Below are 26,010 nucleotides of genomic sequence, written 5' to 3' on the forward strand. Positions count from 1 at the left end.
GAATAATGAAATTTATACGTTCGGGGGTTTGCCTTGCGGTGCTGTCTGCCTTGTCAATTACCGCGCAGGCGGCGGAGAGCACCGACGTCGGCGCGATTAACGTGCAGGGCGAATCATTAGGCGGCGGCATGATGGTGCAGGAGGAGTCGGCGAAAGCACGATCCACCATTACCAAAGAGGCGATGCAGAAACAGGCGGATATGGCCGGTAACGCGCTGGATCGGCTGAAATACACGCCCGGTCTGAACGTCAACAGCAACGACGCCAGCGGCCTGAGCGGCGTCGACTACACCATGCGCGGCATGAACTCCGATCAGATCGGCCTGTCGCTTGACGGCATCCCGATTAACGACTCCGGCAACTACGCGGTCTATCCCAATCTGGTGGGCGACGAAGAAAATATCGAGCAGGTTTTCGTCACCCAGGGATCGTCAGAAGCGGACGGCCCGCATATCGGCTCCAGCGGCGGCAATATCGGTTTGGTGACCAAAAGGCCACAGAAGGATTTTGGTGGCTTCGTCAAGCAAACGCTGGGCAGCAACGACCTGAGCAAAACCTTTGCCCGCCTGGAAACCGGCGAGTACCACGGCTTCAGCAACTGGCTCTCTTACTCGCACACCGAGTCGAAAAAGTGGCGCGGCGAAGGACGGCTCTATTCCAATAAGTTCGAGATGAACTCGCTATTCGAAGCGGAAAACGGCAACAGCAGCAACCTGATAATGAAATATAACCGTCAGGAAAACGCCAACTACAACACGTTGAGCAAAGCGCAGTTCGACCAGGGCGGCCGCTACGGCAACGACTATCCGGACACGCCGCAGTACAACAGCCGTGGCCAGCTTTCACGTTATTACAAGCTGAACCGCAACCCGTTTGAGAACTTTACCCTCAGCTTTTCGCAGAAACTGCAGCTGCGGGATAACCTGTCGCTGACCCTGCAGCCCTACTACTACTGGGGCAACGGCGGCAGCTTTACCGGCCAGAGCGCCAGTACGCTGGGGCCGACCTCTGACCAGGCGGGACAGTACGATCTCAGCAATCTGACCAGCAACACTTACTATCGTCCGTCGTGGACGCAAACCTGGCGTCCGGGCATCACCACCAAACTGAAGTGGGATATTAACGAGCAGCACAGCCTGGATTTAGGCTACTGGTACGAGCGCGCGCGCCAGCTGCAAACCCAGCCGTATATCGCTATCCAAAGCGACGGCAATCCGGCAAATCTGTGGGGCGAGCCGGGCGGTTCCGATCAGGCGAAAGACGCCAACGGCAACACCGTTCAGGGCCGCAACCAGTACACCATCACGCCAGCGCAGAAGGTGTGGGTGCAGGATAGCTGGTTCGTTACGCCGGACTGGACGCTGGTTGGCGGCCTGGCTTGGCAGCACGTCGAACGTCGCGGCGAGAACAAAGGCAGCCTGAGCAACGAGCCGGAACATCGCAGGGCGACCTACCATAAATTTCTGCCGAACTTCAGCGCCAGTTACCGGCTTAATCAGGAAAATCAGCTGTTCTATAACCTGACGCGCAATATGCGCACGCCGCAGAACTACGTGCTGTATAACGTCGGCGACTCGATCAACACCAAACCGGAGCTGAGCTGGAACCACGAGCTGGGCTGGCGCTTCCAGCGCGAAGATATGCTGCTGAGCACTACGCTGTTCTATATGCGCTATACCGATCGCCAGCTCTCCACCACCAACGCAGACGGCGATTACGAAATGATGAACGTCGGCAAGGTAGAAAACCGTGGCGTGGAGGTCGAATGGAGCGGCAAGCTGCCGCACAACTTCAACTACTACACCTCTTACACCTGGACCGATTCGGAACAGCAGGACGACGTGACGCAGCAGAATGTTCAGCTGCCGACCAGCGGCAAACAGCTGCCGAACACGCCGAAAAATCTGCTGAATATGACCCTGGGCTACGACGACGGCCGTTACTACGGCAGCGTCAGCGGTAAGTACGTCGGCGCGTTCTACGGCGATATGACCAACGACGAAAAGGTTGGCGGCAGAACGGTCTATGACCTGGCAGCGGGCGTTTATCTGCCGGTTGATAAAAAGATCGTTAAAAGCGCGGCGCTGCGCTTCGGCATCCTGAACCTGTTCGATAAAGAGTACCTCACCTCGGCCCGCACAACGGTATTCAACGCGGAGTCGCGTAACGGCCTCAATGCCAGCACGCCTTACTACAACGTTGGCGTGGAGCGTACCTATACCGTTTCGCTGGAAGCCACCTTTTAACCGGAAGAGCTAAAACATGAATGCAACCCTGATGCACGATGTCATCTTTTATGTGATGTATTTCTCGCTGGCGGCGGCGCTGGTGATTATTATTGAACGGGCCATCTGGTTCGCCTGGACCCAGCGGCAGGCGAAACAGCTGGCGAGCGTGCTGACAGCGGAAACCCGCACTCTGCCGGATAGCGTGAGCCGGCGCAGCAGCGTCCCTTTACGCGCGGTAGAGCCGGTGCTGGCGCGCAAAACGCACGCTTCTGCCGAAGCGCTCAGCGACGAGGTGGACGCGCAGTATCTGTTAAGCAAAGCGGCGATGACGCGCGGCCTGTGGCTGCTGGAAACCGTCGTTACCGCCGCGCCGTTACTGGGCCTGCTGGGTACGGTTATGGGCATTATCGACACCTTTAAAGCGCTGGCGGCGGCAGGCGTTTCGGACGCCAGCCAGGTTTCCGCCGGCATGGGTACCGCGCTGTACGCTACCGGGCTGGGCATCGCGATCGCGCTGGTTTGCCTGGTCAGCAATAACTTTTTGCAGAACCGAATGGAGCGCGTTAATGAGTTGCTTAAGGTGCTGCTGCTGCGGGCGGCCACGCCTGTCCAGCACGCCGCCGCCGATAATCAAGCGGAGTGGGAAAATGGCGTCCAGCGCTATGCCTGAAGTCGGCAAAATCTTCCGTAGGATCAAAAAACTGCTCTGCTGCGGGCTGCTGTTTTGCAGTCCGTTCGCTCAGGCGAAAGCGGCCGCCGGATTTGAGCTGGTATATGACGCGCCGGCAGAAACCACGCTGGCCGTGTCCGATCTTCGTCGCGGCAGCGAGGTCTGGCAGGCGATGTTCGCCAGCGCTCGCCAGCAGATCGATATCGCGCAGTTTTATGTGGCGAACGAACCGGGATCGCGACTGGATAAGGCGATCCAGGCGCTGCGGCAGGCGGGCGAACGCGGCGTGAAAATCCGTTTTCTGCTGGATAAAAATGGCGTGAAGCTGAGTACCGCGGAGACGATAGCGCAGCTGAAAGCCATACCGGGACTGACGCTGCGGATAATCCCTTTCAGCAAGCTGGCCGGCGGCATTATTCATGCGAAATATATGCTGGTAGACGGCAGGCAGAGCTTTGTCGGCAGTCAGAATTTCGACTGGCGGGCGCTGGAGCATATTCAGGAAACGGGCCTGCTGATTAGCGACGCGCCGGTGGTAGCGCAGATCGCCGCGATTTTTAACCACGACTGGCAGGCGCAGCCGCTGCTGGAAGCGGGCGAGCAGGTGCCGGAAACCGGCACGGATGCGCAGCCCGCTAATCTTCGCGCAGGGAACTATCTGGTCGCCAGTCCGCGCGCCTGGAATCCGTCAGGTATCGCCGATTCACAGGCGGTGCTGCCACAGCTGCTGGCCTCTGCCAGAGAGCGGATCCGCGTGCAGGTAATGGAGTATGCGCCGCTCTCTTTCGGCACGAAGAAAAGCCGTCCTTTTTATCCCACCATCGATAACGCGCTGCGCGCGGCGGCGGCTCGCGGCGTGCGGGTTGAACTGATGGTCGCCAGCTGGAACACGAAGCAGCCTGAAATCGCCTGGCTGAAGAGCCTGGCGCTGGTGCCGAACGTGACGATCAAAATTGTCACTATTCCGCAGGCGAGCAGCGGCTTTATTCCCTATGCCCGCGTGGTTCACAGCAAGATCATGACCATCGACGGCGAGCTGGCCTGGGTCGGCACCAGCAACTGGAGCGGCGGTTATTTTGATAATTCGCGCAATCTGGAGCTGGTGCTCAACGATAGCGCGATGGCGGCACGTCTGGACGTGCTGTACCAGAAGCTGTGGCAAAGCCGCTACGCTGAACCTCTGCGGATGGATTACGACTATCCCGCGCCAGATCCTGGCGGACTGAAGCGGGTGACTGAAGATCAGAAGGCCAGGGTAAAAGGGTAAGCGGACAGCGCTTAAAGCCGGGAAGTTGAAATCCGCTGTTTCGGCTGGCGGCAAGCCTGTCTGTTGATATGAATCAATCTCTGGCCATTGCTCATTAACCAGGCCTATGGCAATAGTGTTTGGCGGCGTCGCTCGACGCCTCCGCAAGGATACTATTTCAGGAGAAGCTTATGCCCCGTTCCGTCGTCGCTGCGCTGCAGCTTGGTTCCTCTCCGGCTGGTAAAGCCGATACGCTGACACAGATCCTCGGCTTTGCCGAAGAGATCAGCCATAAAAACATGTCGCTGGTGGTGATGCCGGAAGCGCTGCTGGGCGGCTATCCCAAAGGCAGCAATTTTGGCACCTGGCTGGGATTTCGCCTGCCGGAAGGGCGTGAAGAGTTCGCCGCCTACTTTAACGAGGCGATTGATGTGCCCGGCCCGGAAACGGAAGCGCTGGCCGATCTTGCCAGCCGCACCGGCGCGGATATCGTTATCGGCGTGATTGAGCGCGACGGCAGCACGCTCTACTGCAGCTCGCTGTTTTTCTCGGCGGAGCAGGGCCTGGTGGCGAAACACCGCAAGCTGATGCCGACCGGCACCGAAAGGTTGATTTGGGGGCAGGGCGACGGTTCCACGCTGCCGGTTGTAGCGCTGAAAGCGGGAAAAGCGGGCAGCGCGATCTGTTGGGAAAATCATATGCCGCTGCTGCGCGCCGCTATGTATGCCAAAGGCGTGGAAATCTGGTGCGCGCCGACGGTGGACGAGCGCGATGTCTGGCAGGCTTCAATGCGCCACATCGCCCACGAGGGACGCTGTTTCGTGATTACCGCCTGTCAGGTGCAGCCGTCGCCCGCCGGGCTGGGTATCAGGGTGCCAGGCTGGGAAGCGGACAGGGCGCTGATTCGGGGAAACAGCATGATCGTCGGGCCGCTGGGTGAAGTGCTGGCCGGGCCTTTTAAAGACGCTACAGGTCTGCTGACCGCTGAAATCGACACGGATGAGCTGATCCGCGCCCGCTACGATTTTGATGTTTCCGGCCACTATTCGCGGCCCGATGTTTTCGCGCTGCAGGTAGACGAAAGGCCAAAGAAGACGGTGACGTTTTTGTCCTGAGCGATACCTCGCCCGACACTGGTTATCACCGCTGCGGAAGACCGGATGCGCACTTTGCAGGCGTCGCAAACGCTGCGCGGCCACATCCTTGATGCCGTGCTGGAGGTTATTGCGGATGCCGGCTTTGCAGCCAGCCGCGCTGGCTCGACCGGCTGCAAAAGCGTGCGGTATAAACATTTACCAAAAATAATCCAGAAAGTGATTCCTTCAGAAAAATGAAAAGGTAAATTAATCGGCAGCGTGGAGCCGCCACGCAAAAGAGTAACGGGCAGAGACCGCATTAATGAAGAAATGGATACTGGCGCTGAGCATAGCGCTACTGACGTCGCAGGCTGGCGCGGCGGAGCAGGATCCGCAAGGGGTGAGCCAGGAATTTTATAGCTGGTATCTGAGTGCCTTAAGCAAAGATGAGAGCCCGATCGACGAGCACGATCCTGTGTTGAATCACTACGTCACGCCGCAGCTGCTGCAGAAGATCAATGTCCTGATCAAAAGCCCTGATGGCATGGATGACGATTATTTCCTGCAGGATCAGGACTACAGCGACAGCTGGGTGGATCGCGTTAGCGTCAGTCGGTTTACCGTCAATGGCGAAAACGCGTCGGGAGAGATCGTATTAGGCAAGGATCCTGACGATCGTCAGCTGCTGCTGGTAACGATGCGCAAAGATCGCGACGGCTGGAAGATCGATGACGTGGAAAAGGAAAATCGCTAAGGCGAACCGCTCAGCGTGCGGCTCGCCTGCAGGAAAAACTTAGCGGCTGTGCGCGGCGAACTGCTGCGCCAGCTGATCCAGCAGCTCATAACGTTTGCGGTACTCCGAGCGTTTCTTACTGGCAATCTCCTCCAGCGGCTTGCGCGCGAAAGTCAGCGGCACGCTATAGAGCTTTGACGACAGCGGCACGGCGTTCAGCGTTTGCCAGAATTCGTCGTAGCTGGCGTGGAATAAACTCTTCTTTTTCAGGCGATAGCGCCAGCTGCGGAAGATATGACCGCTGTCGCTAACGGCCTCAATCCGGGCGATACCCGTAGCCTGACAAAACAGCGTCAGCGTCTCCATCAGCAGACGTTTAGGGAACAGGCCATAACAGGCTTTGGTTGCCGTGCGGATCAGCTCGTGCGGCGTATCGCGATGCGCGCCCTGAATGCCGCCGATTACCGCCACTTTTTCCCCATTTTGTTCAGTAACGGCAAAAGTCACTATCGCCAGCTTGATATCGTCCTGGCTGAAAAACAGATTTACTTCGCCTTCTCTTTCACAGCGGCCGGTACAGGCCATCGTAATCGTGAAGTTTTCGCCGCCTTTACCGGTAAAACGCAGCAGCTCCGCGCCCTGCTGGCTGAGCAGCGCCTGGCGAAAAAGCGGATAAGGCAAGTTTTTGGCGAAGCGGTAGTGGGCGATAATTGCCTCGGCCCGCGCCGCTACCGGCATACCGCCATACAGATAGGGACGGTGGATTTTGCTCGGCAGCGTGTGCTGAATGGTCAGGATCTCGCGCATCACCGGCTCGCGAATAATCGCGTCCGCCATTTTTATTGTCTGACGTGGACAGACAAGCGAGCGGAACAGGTATTTGACGCGATATTCACGGTCATACCACAGCTTTCCGGGTTTCAGCTTGCCCGTAACCAGTGACAGATAAAGCGCCAGGCTACTTTCCTGGCCAGGCGTAAGGGTGAGATCGGACATCTTCGGCGTTCCAGTGAAAAAAAGTCAGTTGAACACCGCTAACTTCAACGCCGGGTAAATGGTGATTTGTAAGTTAAATGTATTGTAATTTGGTTGAATGAATGTTTAGTTTATTTGTTACTTAAAGCAAATTTATTGTGTTAATTGAGTGAGTTAAGGCCGACATCATTAAACCGGTTAGCATTTTGTTTGGATTATGAAGTGACATCTACGACGTAGAGGTTCTACTCTGAACGTTCAGATTCTTCCGGAGGTTCCGCTTGCAGGGTGTACCCGCGCAGTTCAGCGATGAAACAGACCGCGCCCGCTTTCGCCAGCTCGATGGCCTGACGGGCGTGGAGCTTTATCACGCGCATATTTCCCGCTACGCCTTTGAGCCGCACACGCATGAGGCTTTCGGCATCGGTACAATTGACGCGGGCGCGGAGCGTTTTCGCTATCGCGGCGCGCTGCATACGGCACCGGCACAGTCGCTGGTATTAATGAATCCGGACGAGCTGCATACCGGCGAATCCGCCAGCGAAGAGGGCTGGCGATATCGCATGATCTACCTCAGTCCTGACAGGCTGGCCGCGCTGACCGGCGAGCGCGGCTGGTGGTTCACCGACGCGGTGCGTTACGATCCGCAACGGGCGCTACGGCTCTCTGCGCTGCTGGCTATGCTCTGGCAGCCGCAGGAGCCGCTGGCGAGAGACAGCCTGTTGCTGGCGGCGGTCGATCTGCTGCGGCCCTGCGCCCGCATTGCCGACCGGGTTCTGCCTGAACCGGCTCACCGCTTCGATCGGATCAAAGAGTATTTACGCGACAATCTCGCCGCCAGTGTGACCCTGGACGAGCTGGCGGCGCTGGCGTCGCTCAGCCCTTACCATTTTCAGCGGCAGTTTAAGGCGCAATACCACGTTACGCCGCATCAGATGCTGATGGCTTTTCGCCTGTTCCGCGCAAAAGAGCTGCTGGCGCTGGGCGTGCCGGCCGCCGACGTGGCGCTCTCCGTCGGGCTAACCGATCAGGCGCACCTGACGCGTAGCTTCGCTAACCGCTACGGCACCACGCCAGTCCGCTACCAGAAGCAGGTCAGACGCTAAGCGCAATTTGCTACAATCTTTTCGCGCGTTAGCTGGTCAGAATAGCGGTTTTCGATCTGAATAACGGAATCGCTATATGGTAGCTGGCGTATTGTTTGCCCTGAGCGCAGGGTTGATGTGGGGACTTATCTTTATCGGGCCGCTGCTGATACCAGATTATCCGGGCGCGCTCCAGTCCGTAGGCCGCTATGTGGCTTTCGGCCTGATCTCACTGCCGCTGGCGTGGCAGGATCGCCATCGGCTGCGTCAGCTGTCGCGTAGCGACTGGGTAGAAGCGCTGAAGCTGGCGCTGGTCGGCAACCTTCTTTATTACACATTTTTAGCCAGCGCTATCCAGCGTACCGGGGCGCCGGTATCCAGCATGATCATCGGCACGCTGCCGGTCGTTATCTCGGTCAGCGCGAATCTGTTTTACGGTCATCATGAAGGGCGGTTGCCGTGGCGCAAGCTGGCGCCTGTGCTGCTGCTGATTGCGTTGGGACTGGGCTGCGTCAATATTGCGGAGTGGCATGGCGGCGCGCTGCATGACGATTTGCCGCGCTACCTCGGCGGTATCGGGCTGGCGGTGATGGCGATGATCTGCTGGACATGGTATCCGTTACGCAATGCGCGCTGGCTGCGCAGGCATCCGCAAAACAGCGCGACAACCTGGGCAACCGCGCAGGGTATCGCCACGCTGCCGCTGGCGCTGGCGGGTTACCTGTTGGTTAGCCTGCAGCTGCATATAACCCGTCCCGACTTTGCGCTGCCGTTTGGCCCGCAGCCAGGCCTGTTTATCGGGCTGATGAGCGTGATAGGCCTGTTTTGCTCCTGGCTGGGAGCACTCTGCTGGAATGAAGCCAGCCAGCGCCTGCCGACCGTGCTGGTTGGCCCGCTCATCGTCTTCGAAACCCTGGCGGCGCTGGCCTACACCTTTCTGTTAAGGCAAAGCTGGCCGTCGGCGCTTGTTGTTGGTGGGATAGCGGCGCTTATTACGGGCGTGGTGCTGGCGACGCGCATCAAGCCGGAGCCGGTAGAGAAAGCCGTTTGTCCTTAAAAAGATCTTTGCTAAGCAGATTATTTTTCTTTCGGCATTGATTAAAGCCAGGGAAAGAGCACTTTTTGTGCTCTTTTTTTGTTGTGGCTGGTCGTAATTCCCCATTAACTTTACGCGTTTCTGTGATTGCTATCACGTTTGGTTCGCTTTTCGGACGCAAAAAAAAGCCTGTGGCAATGCCTGGCGCCATGACACATTCGCCAATTGTTCCGCTATAAGAATAATCGCTAATCTGATTTGCTTAATTTCCGGCACAGTCAATTCTTGCTATACATTAATGTCAGCTCATTTTTTGAGACGGTTTTTTCAGTGGCAAACCATTCTTAACTCAAATTGACCGCAACTCAACGAGGAGAAACCGTTTTGTCCCGCGACTGAATACATTAATAAACCTCAGGAAAAGGTTAGCGCTGGTCACTTTTTGAAAGGGTAAAGGTTAGTAATCTTAAGCGTTTTTGTATAATCAATGGCATTGAAAAGCACCTGACGAAGCAGTGAGCGCTTGTGCGGTGGGGGTTTTGCCAACTTTCCGTTATGTTAAGCCATGCGAAACAATGAGAAGCGTAAACCATTCTTAAACAGATAAAGGTAACCATAACTAAAGTAGATGCGCGTCTCAGGACAGAAACTGTAAGCGGGATTTATGTCAGAATTGGCGCATTTATCTTTGATGGCAAAGATAAATGCGCTCATAACTAATTGAAAGTATGATTCTTTTTCTGGTGGCTGGCAATTTTAGCAGCCTGCTCAGCGGGGGCTATCAGAATAAACTCATCACTGAAACAGGTTTCCATAAAAAGGTGCGGTCGTTTTTAATTAAGGATCAGAATATTTTATTTTGGCCCTGAGCGATAAAAAAATTGCGTACTGCGTCGCAATTATTGGTTTTCGCAGTTGTAAGGATAATGATAAACGCTGCGGCTAATATCGAGTAAGCGACAGCTACGGCGCGTACCGATATCAAATGTATCCTGCAGGAAATTAACCGCCTGACGCTTGTCATTGGTAGTAAAGAAGTTTTTCAATACGCTCTGCAGCATCTCCTTGTCGGCGGAGAGCATCTGCAGTTCACGTTCCATGCTGTGTACGCGTTCTTCTAACTCTTTGATTTTACGACCTTCCTCTGAGAAAAGACCGGCGTATTTCTTTTTCCAGCTATAGAAGGTGGCCTCGGAAATCCCCAGTTCTTCACAAATCTCCTTAACCTTTACGCCGCATTCAGATGCTTTAATGGCACTGGTGATTTGCTCTTCGGTATATCGTGACTTTCTCATGGATGCTATTACCTTTCTTAACTATAAAGTGATGAGAATGGCTGCACTAAAGAATGGATCTGTTTTATCCATTAATCAGGGCAACGACGTTAAGTGCGCGATTTGAATTGCAGGCTTTAAGTTAAGGGATTATGAATAAATATCATCATGGGATTTCTCCTATTTTATTTGCAAACACCCTGGTTAGCTTTCGATAAACGGCTTTTTGTTATAAATTCGATTCACGCCATCAGCAAGGCCAGTAAGTAATTCAGAATGATCCAGCATGCGGAAGAAAAATTCTGTGCCAGGATATTCCTCAGCGATGTGCATGCTGACGTAAACGGCTTGCCAGTTATCAAGTCCAGGGAAAATCAGACGATTGGTTAAAAAAACGATCTGATAAAAATAAATCTTTTAAATAAGAGCGGCTTCTCTTTGCCGTAAAATAATATCCCGGACGCTTAATTCGCCAGGTATCGACCAGGCTTTACTTTCTCTGTTGTAGACAAGGATGTATTGACTTTCGTTATAAGTTATTAGTTCTACGAAGGAAGCTTCAATGAAACACAGTGTCATCTCTAACGCTGCCTGGATGATGTCAGAGAAGGTAGTCTCGGTATTTGGTGTAATTTTTGTTACGTCCTATGTTGCGAAATCTTTTGGGCCTTCTGTTTTTGGGCAAATCGCGTTTTCGGCGTCCATTTTTTCCATCGTACAGACCGTCGCCATTTTTGGTACGGAAACCATCCTGTTTAAAAGCATCAGCAAAAGCGCCGCGAAAGGGCTGCGGCTGATGGCCGTGGCGAAGCAGCTGCGTATCGTGCTGCTGCTGCTGCTCTCTCTGCCGGTGCTGGCCTGGGTCTGGCTGGAGATGCGGGAGAATTTTTTGGTTTTCGCCGTCGCTTCGTTTTTGTCGGCTATTTTTGTCACCCAGGATATTTTCAGCGTTTATAACAATGCGCGGCTACAGTCGCGGATGAACACCATTGCGAACGCAACGGGAATGATTATCAGTTTCGCTATCAGCTTTGGTATCGCCTGGTTCAAGCTTAATCCACTGCTGCTTTCATTCTCAATCGTCGCGGTGACGCTGGTGCCTTACCTGATTAAGCGCATCCTGTTTCTGCAGGAAAACAGCCTGAGCGCGCCGTCAAAGCGTAAGCACCGCAGCTATCTGCGCTATCTGTTCCACGCAGGGCTGCCGCTGGCTATCTCCAGCGTGTTTATCTCTGTTCAGGTCAAGCTGGCGCAGTTTTTCCTGGTCGGTGTGGGATCGGCGCACGATTTGGGCCTTTTTACCGCCGCTAATACTATTTCCGCCTCATGGATATTTATTCCGGTGGCGATTATTACGTCCAGCTTCTCTGAAATTTTCAGGGAGCGTTCGGAGGTAGCCTTGAGATTGGCCGCCAGGCTCAATGGCTACGTGATGGCTGTTTCACTGTTGATGCTGCTGGTCGTCGCGCTGTTCGGCGAAAAGATCGTCAGCCTGCTCTACGGTCATGACTATCAGCAATCGGGCAACCTGGTTACGTTGCTCTCCCTGGCGACCTGCTTCTCCGCGATGGGCACCGTAGCCTATCGCTATATGGTGAAAGAGGGCGGCTTTAATTATCTGCTGGTGAAAATTATCTTACTGGTAGCGATCAGCGTAGTAACCAACTGGTTTTTCATTCGTACCTGGGGATTGACGGGCGCCGCATGGAGCGTGCTGGCCACCGAGCTGCTCTCCCTGACGCTGATGAATTATTTCTTCAAGAATGGGGTCATTCTGAAGATGCAGCTTTCCTCACTCAACTACAAAACCTATAGGTGAGTAAGAAAATGGTAAACGCGAAAAGAGAAATCAAGAAGGCCGCGCTGAACTGCATCCGAATTATGCCGTGGTCTTGCCAGGACAGATTATATTATTTTCATCGGTTTAAACGGTTGCCGCATATTCGTCATCCCTATTCCTTTAATGAAAAAGTATTGTTTCGTAAGTTTATTAAAGGGGATTACGACTGTTACGCGGCGTTATCAGACAAAATTCTGGTGCGGGATTATATTGCCCACAAGATTGGTGAGGAATATTTAATTCCCTTGCTGCACACCACGGATAATCCTGAAACCCTGTTTGAGCTGGAAACCCTGAAGGATACCGTGATTAAGCCGAACCACGGCTCCGGTATGGTCAAGGTTTTTGTGGAAGAGCCTGACTTTGTAGAGAAATATCAGCTGATCCAGCGCTGTGAAGAGTGGCTGACAAAGGATTATTCGCACGAGTCGCGCGAAATCCACTATCGCTATATCAAGCCGCAAATCATGGTTGAGCAGCGCGTAGGCGACGGTAAGTCGACCGCGATCGACTACAAATTTCATATGTTTAACAAGCAGGACGGCAACTTCGAATATGTGCTGCAGGTCGTCTTCAACCGCAGCGACAACCAGCCGCTATCAATGCTGTTTTACGTCAACAACCTGGACAGCTGTTTCTATCGCCGTTTCGATACCGGCCTGGATATCCGCGGCAACCGGGCCGCGCTGGAAAAAGCGCTGGCGCTGAGTAAAAAACTGGCCAGCGATTTCGACTATGTGCGGGTCGACTGGTATATCAGCCAGAACGACGTTTACTTCGGTGAACTGACCTTTACGCCAGGCGCAGGCCTGATGCCGGTACTCAAGCATGGCCTGGATGAGATGATGGGCAAAATGTGGCTGCAGGACGGTAAAGCAGCCGATTTATCCCTTCATCAGGAAAGTGCGCCGTCCGCGGCATGGAAAAAGCTTTAACGACATTGGGGACGATCGCGAAGCCGAATCGTCATGTTCAATAAAGATGGAGTCGTCGCACCGTTAACAAGAGTCCGGTAAGCGGAAGCAGGTTTACCGGAACCTGAACGGGCCTTTTCGTCAGTCAGTTTTTCTCTACTTCTGGCGCCAGAGACATGAGTCTGGCGCCGTTTGCAGGAAGCAGAGGCCGCGATATCTGTCGCGGCGGAATAAAGCAGCTGGCGGATTTTTTATGCCTGACGGGAAAAATGAGACGCACGTGTCACAATTCCGCAGGGAAAGTGAAGGGCGCCGCGCCTGAACACAGTTTTCCTCACACAACTATAAAGCCTGCAAATGAGGTCGAAAATGTTAAAACTCAAAGCAGAATTAAGAAAAGGTTTCCTTTTCCTTTTCAAAAAGATGCCCTGGTCTTACCAGGACAGAATTTATTATCTGCATAAATTTAAAAAGTTGCCGAACATACACCAGCCAAAACTGTTTAATGAGAAGGTGCTGTATCGCAAATTCGTGACCGGCGACTACATGCGCTACGGCCTGCTCTCCGATAAGCTGCTGGTGCGAGACTATATTTCGCAAACGATTGGCGACGAGTACCTGATCCCGCTGCTGCACGAAACGGCCGATCCCATTACCCTGCTGGGGCTCAGCTCGCTGAAAAATACCGTGGTCAAGCCTAATCACGGCTCGGGCATGGTGGAAATCCTGCTGGAGGAGCCAGACTGTCTGCAGAAGCAGCTGTTGATTAAGCGTTGCGAAGAGTGGTTGAGCCGGGATTTCTCCCATGAAGCCCGCGAAATTCACTATCGCTATATTAAGCCGCGCATTCTGGTTGAACAGTATGTGGGCGACGGCAAGTTCGCTGCCGTTGACTACAAATTCCATATGTTCAACAAAAAAGACGGCACATTCGAGTACGTTCTGCAGATTATTTATAACCGCTGCGGTAACTCGCCGCTGTCGATGAACTTTTACGTCAACACGCTGAAATCCTGCTTCTATAAGATCCGCGATACGGGACTGGATATCAGCGGCGATCTGGAAACGCTGGAGAAAGCGCTGGCGCTGAGCAAGAAGCTGGCCAGCGACTTCGACTATGTGCGTGTCGACTGGTATATCAGCGAAGGACAGATCTACTTTGGCGAGCTGACCTTTACGCCTGGCGCAGGCATGGTCACCGGTCTGGATCAGGGACTGGACAGGATCATGGGCGATATGTGGCTGCAGGAGCGCAAGCCGAAAACGCTGAAGACTATCGGCGGCGAAGCGGCGACGCTGGCCGGAACGCTGAAGAAAGTGTAGTGATAAAAGCCGCATTGATGAAATGCGGCTTTCTCATTTTACGGCAGAGGGTAGTCCGCTGGCGTGTGGCTCATGACGTCAACAAAGACTGTTTTAGTGATGTGCCAGAAATTAAGCAGGTTATCCATGCTTAGCGTGATCCCTAACAGGCCCGTTACGAACCAGCACGACATGCCTATTCCCACGCCGGTAAAAATGAAAGCCATGCCGTTACGGCTGGACTGACGACACTTTACGTTAAAGGTGCTGGCGAGAAACATCATGACTGCACTAACCAGTTCCCATCTCATCAGCACCAGGCTAGCGGTTAAGGTACCCATATTTCTGAAACTCCGCGTAAAATCAGGCCTGGCGAAAGAAAAAAGCGTCATCTGTCCGGACGAAAAGGCCAGGATTGCTTTTCGTCAATCAGAACGTAGGGGGTAAGTGTGATGACGGTCACATTATAGCACCGCATTAAACGGGATTTGAACAGTTTTAAGGCCAGTTACGAACGTTTTTTGATCGCCGACAATAATTGCAGTTAAGGCTATTGTTTATCCGCCAGCAGTTTCCTGCTGCACTTTAATATGGCCCTGCCGTAGCCTGATGAAATAATAAATAAAAGAAATAGCGGGTGGTTTTTGAGACATTTAATGATAACGCTTTACATCAATAATCTCTTTTCTTCTTTTCCCGAGACATTTCCCTCTTTTATCTGCGCGAAATACTTTCTCTCTCTTTGCGCAATTACTGGCAATAACTGAAACCTTTGGGATGAATCCGACCTGCTATAAGTTGTACCAAATGAAGATGAGTTGTAGGATTTTTGAAAATAAATTTTTGCTGTTTTATTTGCTTTCACGCCTGAGCCGGTAAAACGCGCCTGGCGACTACGGCGGAAATTTTCAGGTCAGACAGCAGGAGCCAGCATGGTTGTCAGCGGCTGTTCAGGGTCGAAAGCCGTTTCCGCCCGTTACGAACTTTTCCCCGCTCGCTTAGCTTCGCTCTTTACTTTATATCGCGGCAGGGGCCCGATGCTGACGGTTCTTGTTCATCCGTGGACGAGCGCGGAAGCAAAGTCCTGTTGCCAATGCAGAAGCGCTGCATGAGCGGAGATCCGTTCGGCCGGCGTGGGAGGAATCATGGTTCATGACCATCCCGCGGGAAACCACTCCGCGCAATCGGCGGCAAAACCGCTGCCGACGCTACGTAAGTCGCTACGGCGCATTCATCTGATTATCATCCTTACCTCAATGATGTTCAGCGGCATGTCGATTTCGCTGCTCTCCGTACTGGCGCTACGCAACTATGCCGAAAACAACTCCGAGTTGTTAGCGACCACCATCAGCTATAGCGCTCGCAATGCGGTGGCGGCAGGCGACAGCGAGGCGGCGCTCGCCATCCTGCAGGATATCGGCGGCAAAACGCAGTTTGGCCAGGCGCGTATTCTCGATGCCAACCATCGCCTGTTGGCGAGCTGGTCAGCGAACAGCGGACAGGCCAGCCATCCTTTTCGCGAGCTGGTATCGCGCTGGTTATTTCCAAAACCCGTGCAAATACCGGTGCGCTACGCCGATAAAGAGGTTGGACTTATCTGGCTGACCGGCGATGGCTGTCGGGTGATGCACTATCTTCGACAGGCGATGACGTGGCTGGGCTGCAGTATGCTGCTCTCTGCGCTGCTGGCTTTTTATCTGTCGCGCAGAATGCACGCGGGCATCGTTCGCGCGCTGCAGAATATTGCCCACGTGGCGCACGAGGTACGTAAACGACGGGCTTTTTCGCTTCGCGTGCCTTCCTCTTCGATTGCCGAGCTGAACAAACTCAGCGGCGATTTCAACAGCCTGCTGGATGAGCTTGCCGACTGGCAGCGTCATCTGCAAAGCGAAAACGCCACGCTGGCGCATCAGGTACGGCATGACGCGCTGACCGGTTTGCCTAACCGTTCGGCTTTCGAGCAGGAGCTGCATAAGCAGCTGAACAATCCGCTGACCGCCAGCCGGGTCGCGGTGCTGTTTATCGACGGCGATCGTTTTAAAGCGGTTAACGATAGCTATGGTCATGCGGCTGGCGACAGGGTGTTGATTGTGACCGCGCAGCGGCTACGTGGACGTCTGCGCAAAGGCGATTTGGTCGCCCGGCTGGGCGGCGACGAATTTGCGGTGCTGCTGTTGGGCATCGACAGCGGCGAGCAGGCGGGGCGAGTGGCGCAGAATGTGATTGAAGCTATGCGCGATCCCATTCGGCTGGATGACGACACGCAGATTACTCAGTCGCTCAGCGTGGGCATCGCGCTGGCAAAAAACCATCACACCGCCGAGGCCGCTATCGCCCAGGCCGACGCGGCGATGTATCACACCAAAGCGCTGGGCGGCGGCTGGTATTTTTCACCGACGATCTGCAGCCAACGGCAGGCGGCGGCGCTGCAGTGTGAAAGCGTTTAGCTTTCCGTAACCGCGGACGGGAACTCGGAGCAGTCAAAATAGAGAGGGCGCTTTTGCGGACGGCGCATAGTGTTGCGCCAGGCTGTCGGCGTCTGCGCGAACTGGCGGCGAAATACACGGGAAAATGTCTGCTGCGAGTCGTAACCATACTGCATGGCGATATCGAAAACGGGCCGCTGCGTCTGGCAAAGTTCTTTCGCGGCCAGCGTCAGACGACGTTCGCGAATATAGTTGCCGAGCGTCTGTTTGGTGACGGCGCGGAACATGCGCTGCAGGTGCCATTTCGAATAGCCTGACCGGGCGGCGACCTCATCAATGGAGAGCGCCTTGTCCAGATTGCTGTCAATCCAGTCGGTAAGCGTGTGAATAATATCGTCATGCATACTGTTCTTCTCCTCAGCTCGCTGGCGGCAGATCGTCATGGCGAATCATCATGCTTCGCCTTCTCAGGGGCTGGAGTATAATTCCTCAAGTTAACTTGAGGTAAAGCGTAAAATGAAAAAAAATTCCGTTCATCACAAGCGCGAGCTGACGCCCGGCGACGTCGCGGCCCGTTGCGGCGTTGCCGTCTCCACGCTGCATTTTTACGAAAGCAAAGGCCTGATCGTCAGCTTCCGCAACGGCGGCAATCAGCGCCGCTATCATCGCGACGTGCTGCGGCGGGTAGCGGTGATCAAAATCGCTCAGCGCATCGGCATTCCGCTGGCAACTATCGGCGAGCATCTGGTGCAGTTTCCGCCAGGCAAGCGGCTGTCGCCTAAAGAGTGGGCGCAGCTGACCCGCAAGTGGCGCGAAGAACTCGACAGCCGTATCGAAACGCTGACCCGGCTACGCGACGACCTGGATGGCTGCATTGGCTGCGGCTGTCTCTCAATGGAAGATTGCCCGCTGCGCAATCCGGACGACCGGCTGAGCGAGCGCGGCACGGGCGCTATCCTGCTGGAGCCTGAACACAGATAAGCCTGTCTATACTGATAGCACTTCGTTTACGCACAAGGAAAGGTCATGATCACCGTTCACCATCTGAACAACTCCCGTTCACAGCGCGTTCTCTGGCTGCTGGAAGAGCTGGAAACCCCTTATCAAATCAAGCTCTACCAGCGTGAGAAAACGATGCTGGCGCCCGAGTCGCTGAAAAAAGTGCATCCGCTCGGCAAATCACCGGTTATCACCGACGGAAATCGCGTTATTGCTGAATCCGGCGCGATCCTTGAATACCTTGCCGAGCATTACGACGCAGAAAACCGCCTGAAACTTAATACCGAAGATGAGCGCATTGAGTCTCGCTACTGGCTGCACTACGCGGAAGGATCGCTGATGCCGCTGCTGGTGATGAAGCTGATCTTCAGTCGGATGGGCGAGGCGCCGGTGCCGTGGCTATTGCGGCCGGTTGGTCGTGCGTTTGGTCAGGGCGTGCAGAAAGCGTATCTGAACAAGCAGCTTGCCACCCATCGGGAATTTATTGAAAAGCATCTCGCGACCAATGAATGGTTTGCCGGCTCGCGCTTCAGCATTGCCGACGTGCAGATGAGTTTTCCGCTGCAGGCGCTCAGCGCGCGCGGCGGCGCCGGCGATTCGCCCGCCATTCAGGCCTGGCTGACGAAAGTGCGGAGTCGGGCCGCCTGGCAGCGGGCGCTGCAAAAAGGCGGCGCGGTTGATCTTGAATGAATTTTCGTGCAAAGACGGCTCGCGTTTCACCACGACGGCGATCATAAGAAAGCGCTATTACGAGCCAGGCAGCCGGCCAGCTAAAGTCAGAGCGGGCGGGCGAAGGGATGAAAGAAACGAAAATGTGCGAACTTACCGGCATCAGTAGTTGAAAACGCGGCCTTAAAGGCAGGATAATCGTTTGCCTTTTAAAAGGGCGGCCGGGTTAAACGTTTGCTTTTTTCCGATCGCCGCTCCGCGCCGCGGGGTTTTGTCGATCTGCAATAGCGGTATCAGGGATGTAGACGTTGTGCGAGCCAGCCGTCACGCATTGATAATTCATAAGAAAGTTCAGGGGATTTCCATTATGTCGACTCATCATCAGACCGGCGGATCGTTAGACGCCTGGTTTAAAATCTCCGCGCGCGGCAGTAGCGTGCGCCAGGAGGTTTTAGCCGGGCTAACCACTTTCCTCGCGATGGTCTATTCGGTGATTGTTGTGCCATCTATGCTCGGTAAAGCAGGTTTTCCGCCCGCGGCCGTTTTTGTCTCCACCTGTCTGGTGGCCGGCTTCGGCTCGCTGATTATGGGGTTGTGGGCGAATCTGCCGATGGCCATCGGCTGCGCTATCTCGCTGACCGCCTTTACCGCGTTCAGCCTGGTGCTGGGCCAGCATATCAGCGTACCGGTCGCGCTGGGCGCCGTGTTCCTGATGGGCGTGCTCTTTACGCTAATCTCCGCCACCGGCATCCGTGCCTGGATCCTGCGTAATCTGCCGATGGGCGTGGCGCACGGTACGGGCGTCGGTATCGGCCTGTTTCTGCTGCTGATCGCCGCCAACGGCGTGGGACTGGTAGTGAAAAACCCGGTACCGGGCGCGCTGCCGGTAGAGCTGGGCGATTTCGCCTCTTTTCCCGTGCTGATGTCGCTGGCGGGCCTGGCGGTCATCTTTGGTCTGGAGAAGCTGCGCGTACCGGGCGGCATCCTGTTGACCATCATCGCTATTTCCGTGCTGGGCCTGATTTTCGATCCGGCGGTGAAATATCAGGGCCTGTTCGCGATGCCTTCGCTGTCAGATGCGCAGGGCAACTCGCTGGTGTTCAGCCTGGATATCCTGGGCGCGCTGAAGCCTGCGGTACTGCCGAGCGTGCTGGCGCTGGTGATGACTGCCGTCTTTGACGCGACCGGCACCATTCGCGCGGTGGCGGGACAGGCGAACCTGCTGGATAAAGATCATCAGATTATCAACGGCGGCAAAGCGCTGACCACCGACTCAGTCAGCAGCATCTTCTCTGGCCTGATCGGCGCGTCACCGGCGGCAGTTTATATCGAATCTGCTGCGGGTACGGCGGCAGGCGGCAAAACCGGTCTGACCGCTATCGTGGTGGGCGTGCTGTTTCTGCTGATCCTGTTCCTTTCGCCGCTGGCCTATTTAGTGCCGGGTTACGCTACTGCGCCAGCGCTGATGTATGTGGGTCTGCTGATGCTGAGCAACGTCTCTAAAATCGACTTCAGCGATTTTGTCGACGCCATGTCCGGGCTGCTGGCCGCCGTGTTTATCGTGCTGACCTGCAATATCGTCACCGGTATTATGCTGGGCTTTGGCTCGCTGGTGATCGGTCGTCTCTTCGCGGGCGAATGGCGCAAGCTTAACGTTGGCACCGTGGTTATCGCCGTGGCGCTGATCGCTTTCTACGCGGGCGGCTGGGCCATCTGATTTCCCTCAGGAGGTCGGTTTTTCCGGCCTCCGTTCCGAATTTCCGCCTTTTTCCGCGCAATAGCACACATCAGCTTTTTCAAGCCATTTCATTTTGCTTTACTATCACTCAGGGCATTCTTTGTCCCGAGCCTGATTTATTGTCGCTATCTGGAAGCTATGTAAGGACAACATGGAAATCTTTTTCACTATTTTAATCCTCACGCTGATGGTGTCGCTCTCCGGCGTCGCCGCGCGTATTATTCCTTTCCAAATCCCGTTGCCGCTGGTGCAAATCGTAATGGGCGCGCTGCTGGCCTGGCCCACGTTTGGCCTGCACGTCGACTTCGATCCCGAGCTGTTCCTGGTCCTGTTTATTCCGCCGCTGCTGTTTGCCGATGGCTGGAAGACGCCGACCAGCGAGTTTCTGCATCACGGGCGCGAAATTATCGGCCTGGCGCTGGTGCTGGTGCTGATTACCGTGGTCGGTATCGGCTATCTCATCTACTGGCTGGTGCCGGGCATTCCGCTACTGCCGGCTTTCGCGCTGGCGGCCGTGCTGTCGCCAACGGATGCGGTCGCGCTTTCCGGCATCGTGGGAGAAGGACGCATTCCGAAGAAAATCATGTCGATTCTGCAGGGCGAGGCGCTGATGAACGACGCTTCGGGCCTGGTGTCGCTGAAGTTCGCCGTCGCGGTAGCGATGGGCACGATGGTCTTCACCGTCTCCGGCGCCTCGCTGGAGTTCGTGAAAGTGGCGGTCGGCGGTCTGGTGGCGGGTATCGCTATCTGCTGGCTGTATGGTAAATCGCTGCGCCTGCTTAGCCGCTGGAGCGGTGACGATCCGGCGACGCAAACGGTACTGCTGCTGCTGCTGCCGTTCGCCTCTTATCTGATCGCCGAGCACATTGGTTTTTCCGGCATCCTGGCCGCCGTGGCCGCGGGGATGACGATCACCCGCTCCGGCATTATCCGTCAGGCGCCGCTGGCGATGCGCCTGCGCGCCAACAGCGTCTGGCAGATGCTGGAGTTTGTCTTTAACGGCATGGTGTTCCTGATGCTGGGCCTGCAGCTGCCGGATATTCTGCAGCTCTCCGTCACCCAGGCGGAGGCGGATCCTAACGTCGATTTCTGGATGCTGGCGCTCTCTGTGGTGATGATTTACGCCGCGCTGATGGTGGTACGTTTCGCCTGGCTGTGGACGATGCGCCTGATTAGCCAGCGTCTGCTGAAGAAGAGGCCGATGGAGTTCACCAGCTACAGCCTGCGCGAGCTGCTGATTGCCTCTTTCGCTGGCGTACGCGGCGCGATAACCCTGGCGGGCGTGCTCTCCATCCCGCTGTTTTTAAATAACGGCGATGTTTTTCCGGCACGTTATGAGCTGGTTTTTCTGGCGACGGGCGTGATCTTGTTCTCGCTGCTGGTAGGCGTAATCGTACTGCCGCTGCTGCTGCGCGGCGTTGCCGGTCGGGATAAAACGGCGCACCGCCACGAAATGCAGATGGCGCGCGCGGCGATGGCGGAAACCGCTATCGACAGCCTGCATAAAATGGAAGAGCGTCTGGCGGCCGACACTGAAGAGAATATCGACGCCGACCTGGTGAAAGAGATCGCCTCGCGGGTCATCGGCAATATGCGCCGCCGCGTGGACGGCAAAGAGGATCTGGAACGCGCCTTGTATGCCGAAAATCTGGAGCGCCGCTTCCGTCTGACCGCGCTGCGCGCCGAACGCGGCGAACTGTATCATCTGCGCGCTACGCAGAAAATCAGTAACGAAACCATGCAGAAGATGCTGCACGACCTCGATCTGCTGGAAGCGCTGCTGATAGAGAAAGAAGAGTAATGCGCAGACCGCGGGCCGCAAGGCTCGCGGTTTAACCTTCTGGCCATCCTGAAAATCTCTACTCCACTTTAAAGCTATTTTCTTCCAGCACCAGCGGGCCGTTGGGCTTCTGGTAGTAAGACGCGCCTTCCAGGGTGTAGCCTATGGTTCCTGTCATACTTTTGCCAACAAGCATCAACAGATTCTCTTTTCGAATACATCTTTCCGCCGCTTTTATCTCGTCAAAACAGAGCAAATGGTTGGTATCATCGCTGGGAAAAAAAGTGGTCTCATCCGGTTTTTCAATTTCGTATCCCTTGCCGAAATCCCAGATATAAACCATCCTGGTGCCTGAGTCCTCATACTCTTCCGGCAGACCATACTTTTCCTTTATCATCGCCTGGTTTTTTTGCCACCAGCGGATTTTTCCTTTATCGGTAAGAGGAAAATGCCTGACCAGGATATTACTTTCATGCACCGCCACAATCTCTGCAGGCTGAAACATAAGTAAGACAACGTACAGCCAACTGACCACGACAAAAGCAGGAAAAATTTTTTTTACCTTCTTCATCTTTTGCTTCCCGTCAGCGTAATGGTCGCTTCCATATTGGTAAGGAAAGGTTTAAAGGCATACTTTTCCCAGCGTTGTAGCACAAACCAGATGCGGAAAATATTGAGGTAACGAAAACGGGGATCCCTGATATCGTGGTCATCAAGACCGAAGTGATCCTGTGCTTTGTAATGCAGAATGGCTTTGTAATGGCCTTTTTCAACTTCTAAAGATTTTAGGGTAATCTTCGTCGCGTAGACACCATGTACTGACATGCCCAGACCATTGACAGAATCCTTCCAACGGGTAAAACGGGGTAAAACGCTTTTGTTTACCGCTTTAATCAGCTCATATTTATTTTTTTCAGCATAGAAGCAGTCAGTAGATTTAATGGTGTTTTCGATTTTTTTTTAGCGAGAGAGAGGAATTACCTCCTGATATCCATTCACTTTCAATCAGCCGCCTATATGCCCCATTCAGTTCACTGCTGGCAAAGGGTTTGCCCTCGCCATACTGAAAATGATCGACCAGCGCCGTAAACAGCCCGCGATGGCCGAGGAAAGAGAAGGGCAGCGAGTCGCGGCGAAACTCGTCAAACAGCTTTTTGGCTACCGCCTGATGGGACATTTTATGGCGTATCACGGCATAATTGCTGATGGGGAGATCGGTTCTCTCCGCGCGCCACGGATCGTACATGCCGGAGACTTTCTCCAGCCGAAGGTTTTTCCTGAGCTGAAGCTCACTCAGATCTCCACAGCGCATATCGTCGGCGCTGTAATCTTCCATGCGGTTCTGCGTCTGAAAAAGCGTGAAAGGCAGGCGCAATGCCTGCGGATGTTGTGTCATGCAAGACTCCTTTTGCGGACTGGCGAGCGTCAGTGCTCTGTGTCGCTACGATAGCAGCTTGTTTTTTGTTCGTCTTTAAACGTTTAGCTAAGCGTGGCCGCTATACCGACAGCGTTGGCGTCTGGCCAGGCCAGAACTGGCGGCAACAGGCGATCCAGGCCTGGGCGCTGCGCGACAGATAGCTGCCTTCCCGCCAAATCAGGCTGCGGGCCGAAAGGCTCGCGGTTTACCGGCCACTCTGAAAATCTCTACTCCACTTTAAAGCTATTTTCTTCCAGCACCAGCGGGCCGTTGGGTTTTTGATAGTAAACGCGACCCTTTGTTCGATAGCGGGTTATACCGGTTGACGATCTGCCAATAAACATCAACAGATTCTCTTTTCGAATACATCTTTCCGCCGCGTTTATCTCATCAAAACAGAGCAAATGGTTGGTATCATCGCTGGGAAAAAAAGTGGTCTCATCCGGTTTTTCAATTTCGTATCCCTTGCCGAAATCCCAGATATAAACCATCCTGGTGCCTGAGTCCTCATACTCCTCCGGCAGACCATACTTTTCCTTTATCATCGCCTGGTTTTTTTGCCACCAGCGGATTTTCCCTTTATCGGTAAGAGGAAAATGCCTGACCAGGATATTACTTTCATGCACCGCCACAATCTCTGCAGGCTGGAGCATAAGTAAAACAACGTACAGCCAACTGACCATGACAAGAGCGGGAAACATTTTACTCATGTATGGCTTCCCGTCAGCGTAATGGTCGCTTCCATATTAGTAAGGAAAGGTTGACAGGCATACTTTTCCCAGCGTTGTAACACAAACCAGATGCGGAAAATATTGAGATGATGAAAACGGGGATCCCTGATATCGCGGTCATCAAGACCAAAATGATCCTGCCCTTTATAATGCAAAACGGCTCTGTAATTACCTCTGTCGACTTCCAGCGATTTTAGCGTAACTTTCGTTGCGTAAATATCGTGTACTGACATGCCCAGACCATTGACAGAATCCTTCCAACGATTAAAACGGGGCAAGAAGCTGTTCCTTACAGCATCACGAAGAACGCTCTTTTTTTGTTCAGGATAAAAGCCAGCATTTTTGGATAAAATATCAGTCAGCGTTTCATTGATTTTGTAAAGGGAACCCTCTTCGTTTTTCTCTTCTATTAGCCGCCGATAAGCCCCATTCAGTTCACTGCTGGCAAAGGGTTTGCCCTCGCCATACTGAAAATGATCGACCAGCGCCGTAAACAGCCCGCGATGGCCGAGGAAAGAGAAGGGCAGCGAGTCGCGGCGAAACTCGTCAAACAGCTTTTTGGCTACCGCCTGATGGGACATTTTATGGCGTATCACGGCATAGTTGCTGATGGGGAGATCGGTTCTCTCCGCGCGCCACGGATCGTACATGCCGGAGACTTTCTCCAGCCGAAGGTTTTTCCTGAGCTGAAGCTCACTCAGATCTCCACAGCGCATATCGTCGGCGCTGTAATCTTCCATGCGGTTCTGCGTCTGAAAAAGCGTGAAAGGCAGGCGCAATGCCTGCGGATGTTGTGTCATGCAAGACTCCTTTTGCGGACTGGCGAGCGTCAGTGCTCTATGTCGCTACGATAGCAGCTTGTTTTTTGTTCGTCTTTAAACGTTTAGCTGAGCGTGGCCGCTATACCGATAGCGTTGGCGTCTGGCCAGGCCAGAACTGGCGGCAACAGGCGATCCAGGCCTGGGCGCTGCGCGACAGATAGCTGCCTTCCCGCCAAATCAGGCCCAGCTGCCAGACCAGCTCCGACTCCAGCGGCAGCCACAGCAGATGGCTCTTATCCAGCCGCTGGCAGATCGGTTCTGGCAGGATCGCCACGCCCATTCCTGCCTGTACCATCGCCGCGAGAAAATCCCACTGGCCGCTGCGTACCGCAATCTGCGGCGTAAAGCCGCTGGCCTGGAAGGCGCGCATCAGCTGGCGGTTCAGCGAAAACTCTTCGTTATAAATAAGGATGGGATGTCCGGCCAGCTCGGCAAGAGGAACATGAGTACGACGCAGCCATTCACGCGTTTTCGGCACCAGCACGCAGAGCGGATGGCTCATCAACGGCAGCGCGTTCAGCGGCAGATCCTCGGCTACCGGCAGCGCGGTCATAGCGATATCCAGCGTGCCGGAAAGCACCGCCTGCTGTACGGTCAGGCCGCCGAACTCGGAAATTTTCAGCTCGACGCCGGGATAGCGCTGGCGAAAAGCGGAGATTGAACCGGCGATCTGCATACCGACCATTGGCGGAATACCAAGCCGCAGCTCGCCGGTTTTCAGATCGTTGATATCACTGATTTCAGCTTCCAGCTGCTTGAACTCCTGCAGGATCGTCAGGCCGCGTTGATAGACCGCCTGGCCAGTATCGGTCAGATGCAGCTTGCGTCCTTCGCGGATCAGCAGCGTACAGCCCAGCTCCTCTTCCAGCTGGCGCAGCATCTTACTGATGGTCGGCTGGGTCACGTACAGCTGCTCCGCCGCGCGGGTAAAGCTTTGCTGGCGCACCACTTCTACAAAATAACGCAGGGCTCGGACGTCCATAAACATTCCTGTAAGGCATAGTTAAGATAACATTAAGTCATTTTTTTCACCCTTTGACACGGCTTTAT

26 protein-coding genes and 1 pseudogene are annotated in these 26,010 nt (G+C 54.5%); 16 read left to right on the top strand and 11 right to left on the bottom strand.

All coding sequences use genetic code 11. The features are described from left to right. Positions 1-2 precede the first annotated feature (2 nt). The 5 genes from MKZ79_RS11545 to MKZ79_RS11565 all read left to right on the top strand — a co-directional run bounded on the left by MKZ79_RS11545 (position 3) and on the right by MKZ79_RS11565 (position 5,974). Entirely contained in the window at positions 3-2,246 is a 2,244-nt protein-coding gene (locus MKZ79_RS11545) for a TonB-dependent receptor family protein (protein ID WP_336142859.1), read from the top strand. 16 nt (positions 2,247-2,262) lie between these two features. Then, entirely contained in the window at positions 2,263-2,898 is a 636-nt protein-coding gene (locus MKZ79_RS11550; protein ID WP_336142336.1) for a MotA/TolQ/ExbB proton channel family protein, read from the top strand. Further along, entirely contained in the window at positions 2,891-4,165 is a 1,275-nt protein-coding gene (locus tag MKZ79_RS11555) for a phospholipase D-like domain-containing protein (RefSeq protein ID WP_442897152.1), read from the top strand. The genes MKZ79_RS11550 and MKZ79_RS11555 overlap by 8 nt, the downstream gene beginning before the upstream one ends. A gap of 170 nt (positions 4,166-4,335) precedes the next feature. Continuing rightward, a complete protein-coding gene (locus MKZ79_RS11560; RefSeq protein WP_336142338.1) occupies positions 4,336-5,259 on the top strand; it encodes a carbon-nitrogen hydrolase family protein in 924 nt (307 codons plus the stop codon). A 283-nt stretch (positions 5,260-5,542) separates the two neighbouring features. Beyond that, the gene (locus MKZ79_RS11565) at positions 5,543-5,974 is read left to right on the top strand and encodes a DUF3828 domain-containing protein (protein WP_336142340.1); all 432 of its coding nucleotides are present in this window, start codon (positions 5,543-5,545) and stop codon (positions 5,972-5,974) included. 39 nt (positions 5,975-6,013) lie between these two features. On the opposite strand, the gene MKZ79_RS11570 is transcribed toward MKZ79_RS11565, so the two are convergent. Next, the gene (locus tag MKZ79_RS11570; RefSeq protein WP_336142343.1) at positions 6,014-6,949 is read right to left on the bottom strand and encodes a VirK/YbjX family protein; all 936 of its coding nucleotides are present in this window, start codon (positions 6,947-6,949) and stop codon (positions 6,014-6,016) included. Between the two features lie 260 nt (positions 6,950-7,209). Between MKZ79_RS11570 and MKZ79_RS11575 the strand changes: the two genes are divergently transcribed. Together MKZ79_RS11575 and MKZ79_RS11580 are read left to right on the top strand one after the other, a co-directional pair. Then, positions 7,210-8,034: an AraC family transcriptional regulator gene (locus MKZ79_RS11575; protein WP_336142348.1), complete on the top strand. Its 825-nt coding sequence runs from the start codon at positions 7,210-7,212 to the stop codon at positions 8,032-8,034. Between the two features lie 76 nt (positions 8,035-8,110). Next, the gene (locus MKZ79_RS11580; RefSeq protein WP_336142349.1) at positions 8,111-9,070 is read left to right on the top strand and encodes a DMT family transporter; all 960 of its coding nucleotides are present in this window, start codon (positions 8,111-8,113) and stop codon (positions 9,068-9,070) included. An 878-nt stretch (positions 9,071-9,948) separates the two neighbouring features. Here the strand turns inward: MKZ79_RS11580 and MKZ79_RS11585 are convergent. Further along, positions 9,949-10,344 (bottom strand): transposase, encoded by a 396-nt coding sequence (locus tag MKZ79_RS11585; protein WP_336142350.1) that lies wholly within the window; start codon positions 10,342-10,344, stop codon positions 9,949-9,951. A gap of 541 nt (positions 10,345-10,885) precedes the next feature. On the opposite strand from MKZ79_RS11585, the gene MKZ79_RS11590 reads away from it, so the two are divergent. The 4 genes from MKZ79_RS11590 (at position 10,886) to MKZ79_RS11605 (ending at position 14,400) form a co-directional block, all read left to right on the top strand. Beyond that, positions 10,886-12,142, top strand: a complete 1,257-nt coding sequence (locus MKZ79_RS11590; RefSeq protein ID WP_336142351.1) for a polysaccharide biosynthesis protein — start codon at positions 10,886-10,888, stop codon at positions 12,140-12,142. An 8-nt stretch (positions 12,143-12,150) separates the two neighbouring features. Continuing rightward, positions 12,151-13,098, top strand: a complete 948-nt coding sequence (locus MKZ79_RS11595; RefSeq protein WP_336142352.1) for an ATP-grasp fold amidoligase family protein — start codon at positions 12,151-12,153, stop codon at positions 13,096-13,098. A gap of 155 nt (positions 13,099-13,253) precedes the next feature. After that, entirely contained in the window at positions 13,254-13,541 is a 288-nt protein-coding gene (locus MKZ79_RS11600; RefSeq protein ID WP_336142878.1) for a hypothetical protein, read from the top strand. After that, the gene (locus MKZ79_RS11605; protein ID WP_336142353.1) at positions 13,447-14,400 is read left to right on the top strand and encodes an ATP-grasp fold amidoligase family protein; all 954 of its coding nucleotides are present in this window, start codon (positions 13,447-13,449) and stop codon (positions 14,398-14,400) included. Before MKZ79_RS11600 ends, MKZ79_RS11605 begins: the two co-directional genes overlap by 95 nt. A gap of 38 nt (positions 14,401-14,438) precedes the next feature. Here MKZ79_RS11605 and MKZ79_RS11610 read toward each other — a convergent pair whose 3' ends face one another. Continuing rightward, complete coding sequence (locus MKZ79_RS11610; RefSeq protein WP_336142354.1) at positions 14,439-14,720, bottom strand: YjcB family protein; 282 nt, start codon at positions 14,718-14,720, stop codon at positions 14,439-14,441. 804 nt (positions 14,721-15,524) lie between these two features. On the opposite strand from MKZ79_RS11610, the gene MKZ79_RS11615 reads away from it, so the two are divergent. Further along, complete coding sequence (locus MKZ79_RS11615; RefSeq protein ID WP_336142355.1) at positions 15,525-16,826, top strand: diguanylate cyclase domain-containing protein; 1,302 nt, start codon at positions 15,525-15,527, stop codon at positions 16,824-16,826. Here MKZ79_RS11615 and soxS read toward each other — a convergent pair. Beyond that, a complete protein-coding gene (gene soxS / locus MKZ79_RS11620; protein WP_336142356.1) occupies positions 16,823-17,209 on the bottom strand; it encodes a superoxide response transcriptional regulator SoxS in 387 nt (128 codons plus the stop codon). The two genes, MKZ79_RS11615 and soxS, sit on opposite strands and share 4 nt — an antisense overlap. A 112-nt stretch (positions 17,210-17,321) precedes the next feature. Between soxS and soxR the strand changes: the two genes are divergently transcribed. From soxR to MKZ79_RS11640, 4 genes are all read left to right on the top strand, one after another. Continuing rightward, a complete protein-coding gene (soxR, locus tag MKZ79_RS11625; RefSeq protein ID WP_336142357.1) occupies positions 17,322-17,786 on the top strand; it encodes a redox-sensitive transcriptional activator SoxR in 465 nt (154 codons plus the stop codon). A 45-nt stretch (positions 17,787-17,831) separates the two neighbouring features. Continuing rightward, entirely contained in the window at positions 17,832-18,494 is a 663-nt protein-coding gene (locus MKZ79_RS11630; RefSeq protein ID WP_336142358.1) for a glutathione S-transferase family protein, read from the top strand. A gap of 346 nt (positions 18,495-18,840) precedes the next feature. Continuing rightward, on the top strand, positions 18,841-20,190 hold the full coding sequence (locus MKZ79_RS11635) for an NCS2 family permease (protein ID WP_336142359.1): 1,350 nt from the start codon (positions 18,841-18,843) through the stop codon (positions 20,188-20,190). A 172-nt stretch (positions 20,191-20,362) separates the two neighbouring features. Beyond that, the gene (locus MKZ79_RS11640) at positions 20,363-22,012 is read left to right on the top strand and encodes a Na+/H+ antiporter (RefSeq protein ID WP_336142360.1); all 1,650 of its coding nucleotides are present in this window, start codon (positions 20,363-20,365) and stop codon (positions 22,010-22,012) included. A 58-nt stretch (positions 22,013-22,070) separates the two neighbouring features. On the opposite strand, the gene MKZ79_RS11645 is transcribed toward MKZ79_RS11640, so the two are convergent. From MKZ79_RS11645 to MKZ79_RS11675, 7 genes and pseudogenes are all read right to left on the bottom strand, one after another. After that, positions 22,071-22,562, bottom strand: a complete 492-nt coding sequence (locus MKZ79_RS11645) for a DUF943 family protein (protein ID WP_336142362.1) — start codon at positions 22,560-22,562, stop codon at positions 22,071-22,073. Then, entirely contained in the window at positions 22,559-22,945 is a 387-nt protein-coding gene (locus MKZ79_RS11650) for a YPO3983 family protein (RefSeq protein ID WP_336142860.1), read from the bottom strand. The genes MKZ79_RS11645 and MKZ79_RS11650 overlap by 4 nt, the downstream gene beginning before the upstream one ends. Next, complete coding sequence (locus MKZ79_RS11655) at positions 22,929-23,387, bottom strand: DUF3289 family protein (RefSeq protein WP_336142363.1); 459 nt, start codon at positions 23,385-23,387, stop codon at positions 22,929-22,931. The genes MKZ79_RS11650 and MKZ79_RS11655 overlap by 17 nt, the downstream gene beginning before the upstream one ends. A gap of 100 nt (positions 23,388-23,487) precedes the next feature. Further along, positions 23,488-23,589: pseudogene (locus MKZ79_RS11660) on the bottom strand (LysR family transcriptional regulator); the annotation flags it as partial. A gap of 46 nt (positions 23,590-23,635) precedes the next feature. After that, entirely contained in the window at positions 23,636-24,118 is a 483-nt protein-coding gene (locus MKZ79_RS11665) for a DUF943 family protein (protein ID WP_336142365.1), read from the bottom strand. Then, the gene (locus MKZ79_RS11670; protein WP_336142366.1) at positions 24,115-24,939 is read right to left on the bottom strand and encodes a DUF3289 family protein; all 825 of its coding nucleotides are present in this window, start codon (positions 24,937-24,939) and stop codon (positions 24,115-24,117) included. The genes MKZ79_RS11665 and MKZ79_RS11670 overlap by 4 nt, the downstream gene beginning before the upstream one ends. 100 nt (positions 24,940-25,039) lie before the next feature. Next, a complete protein-coding gene (locus tag MKZ79_RS11675) occupies positions 25,040-25,942 on the bottom strand; it encodes a LysR family transcriptional regulator (protein WP_336142368.1) in 903 nt (300 codons plus the stop codon). Between the last annotated feature and the right edge of the window lie 68 nt (positions 25,943-26,010).

This window comes from Erwinia sp. CGal63, assembly GCF_037026505.1.
GTDB lineage: Bacteria > Pseudomonadota > Gammaproteobacteria > Enterobacterales > Enterobacteriaceae > Erwinia.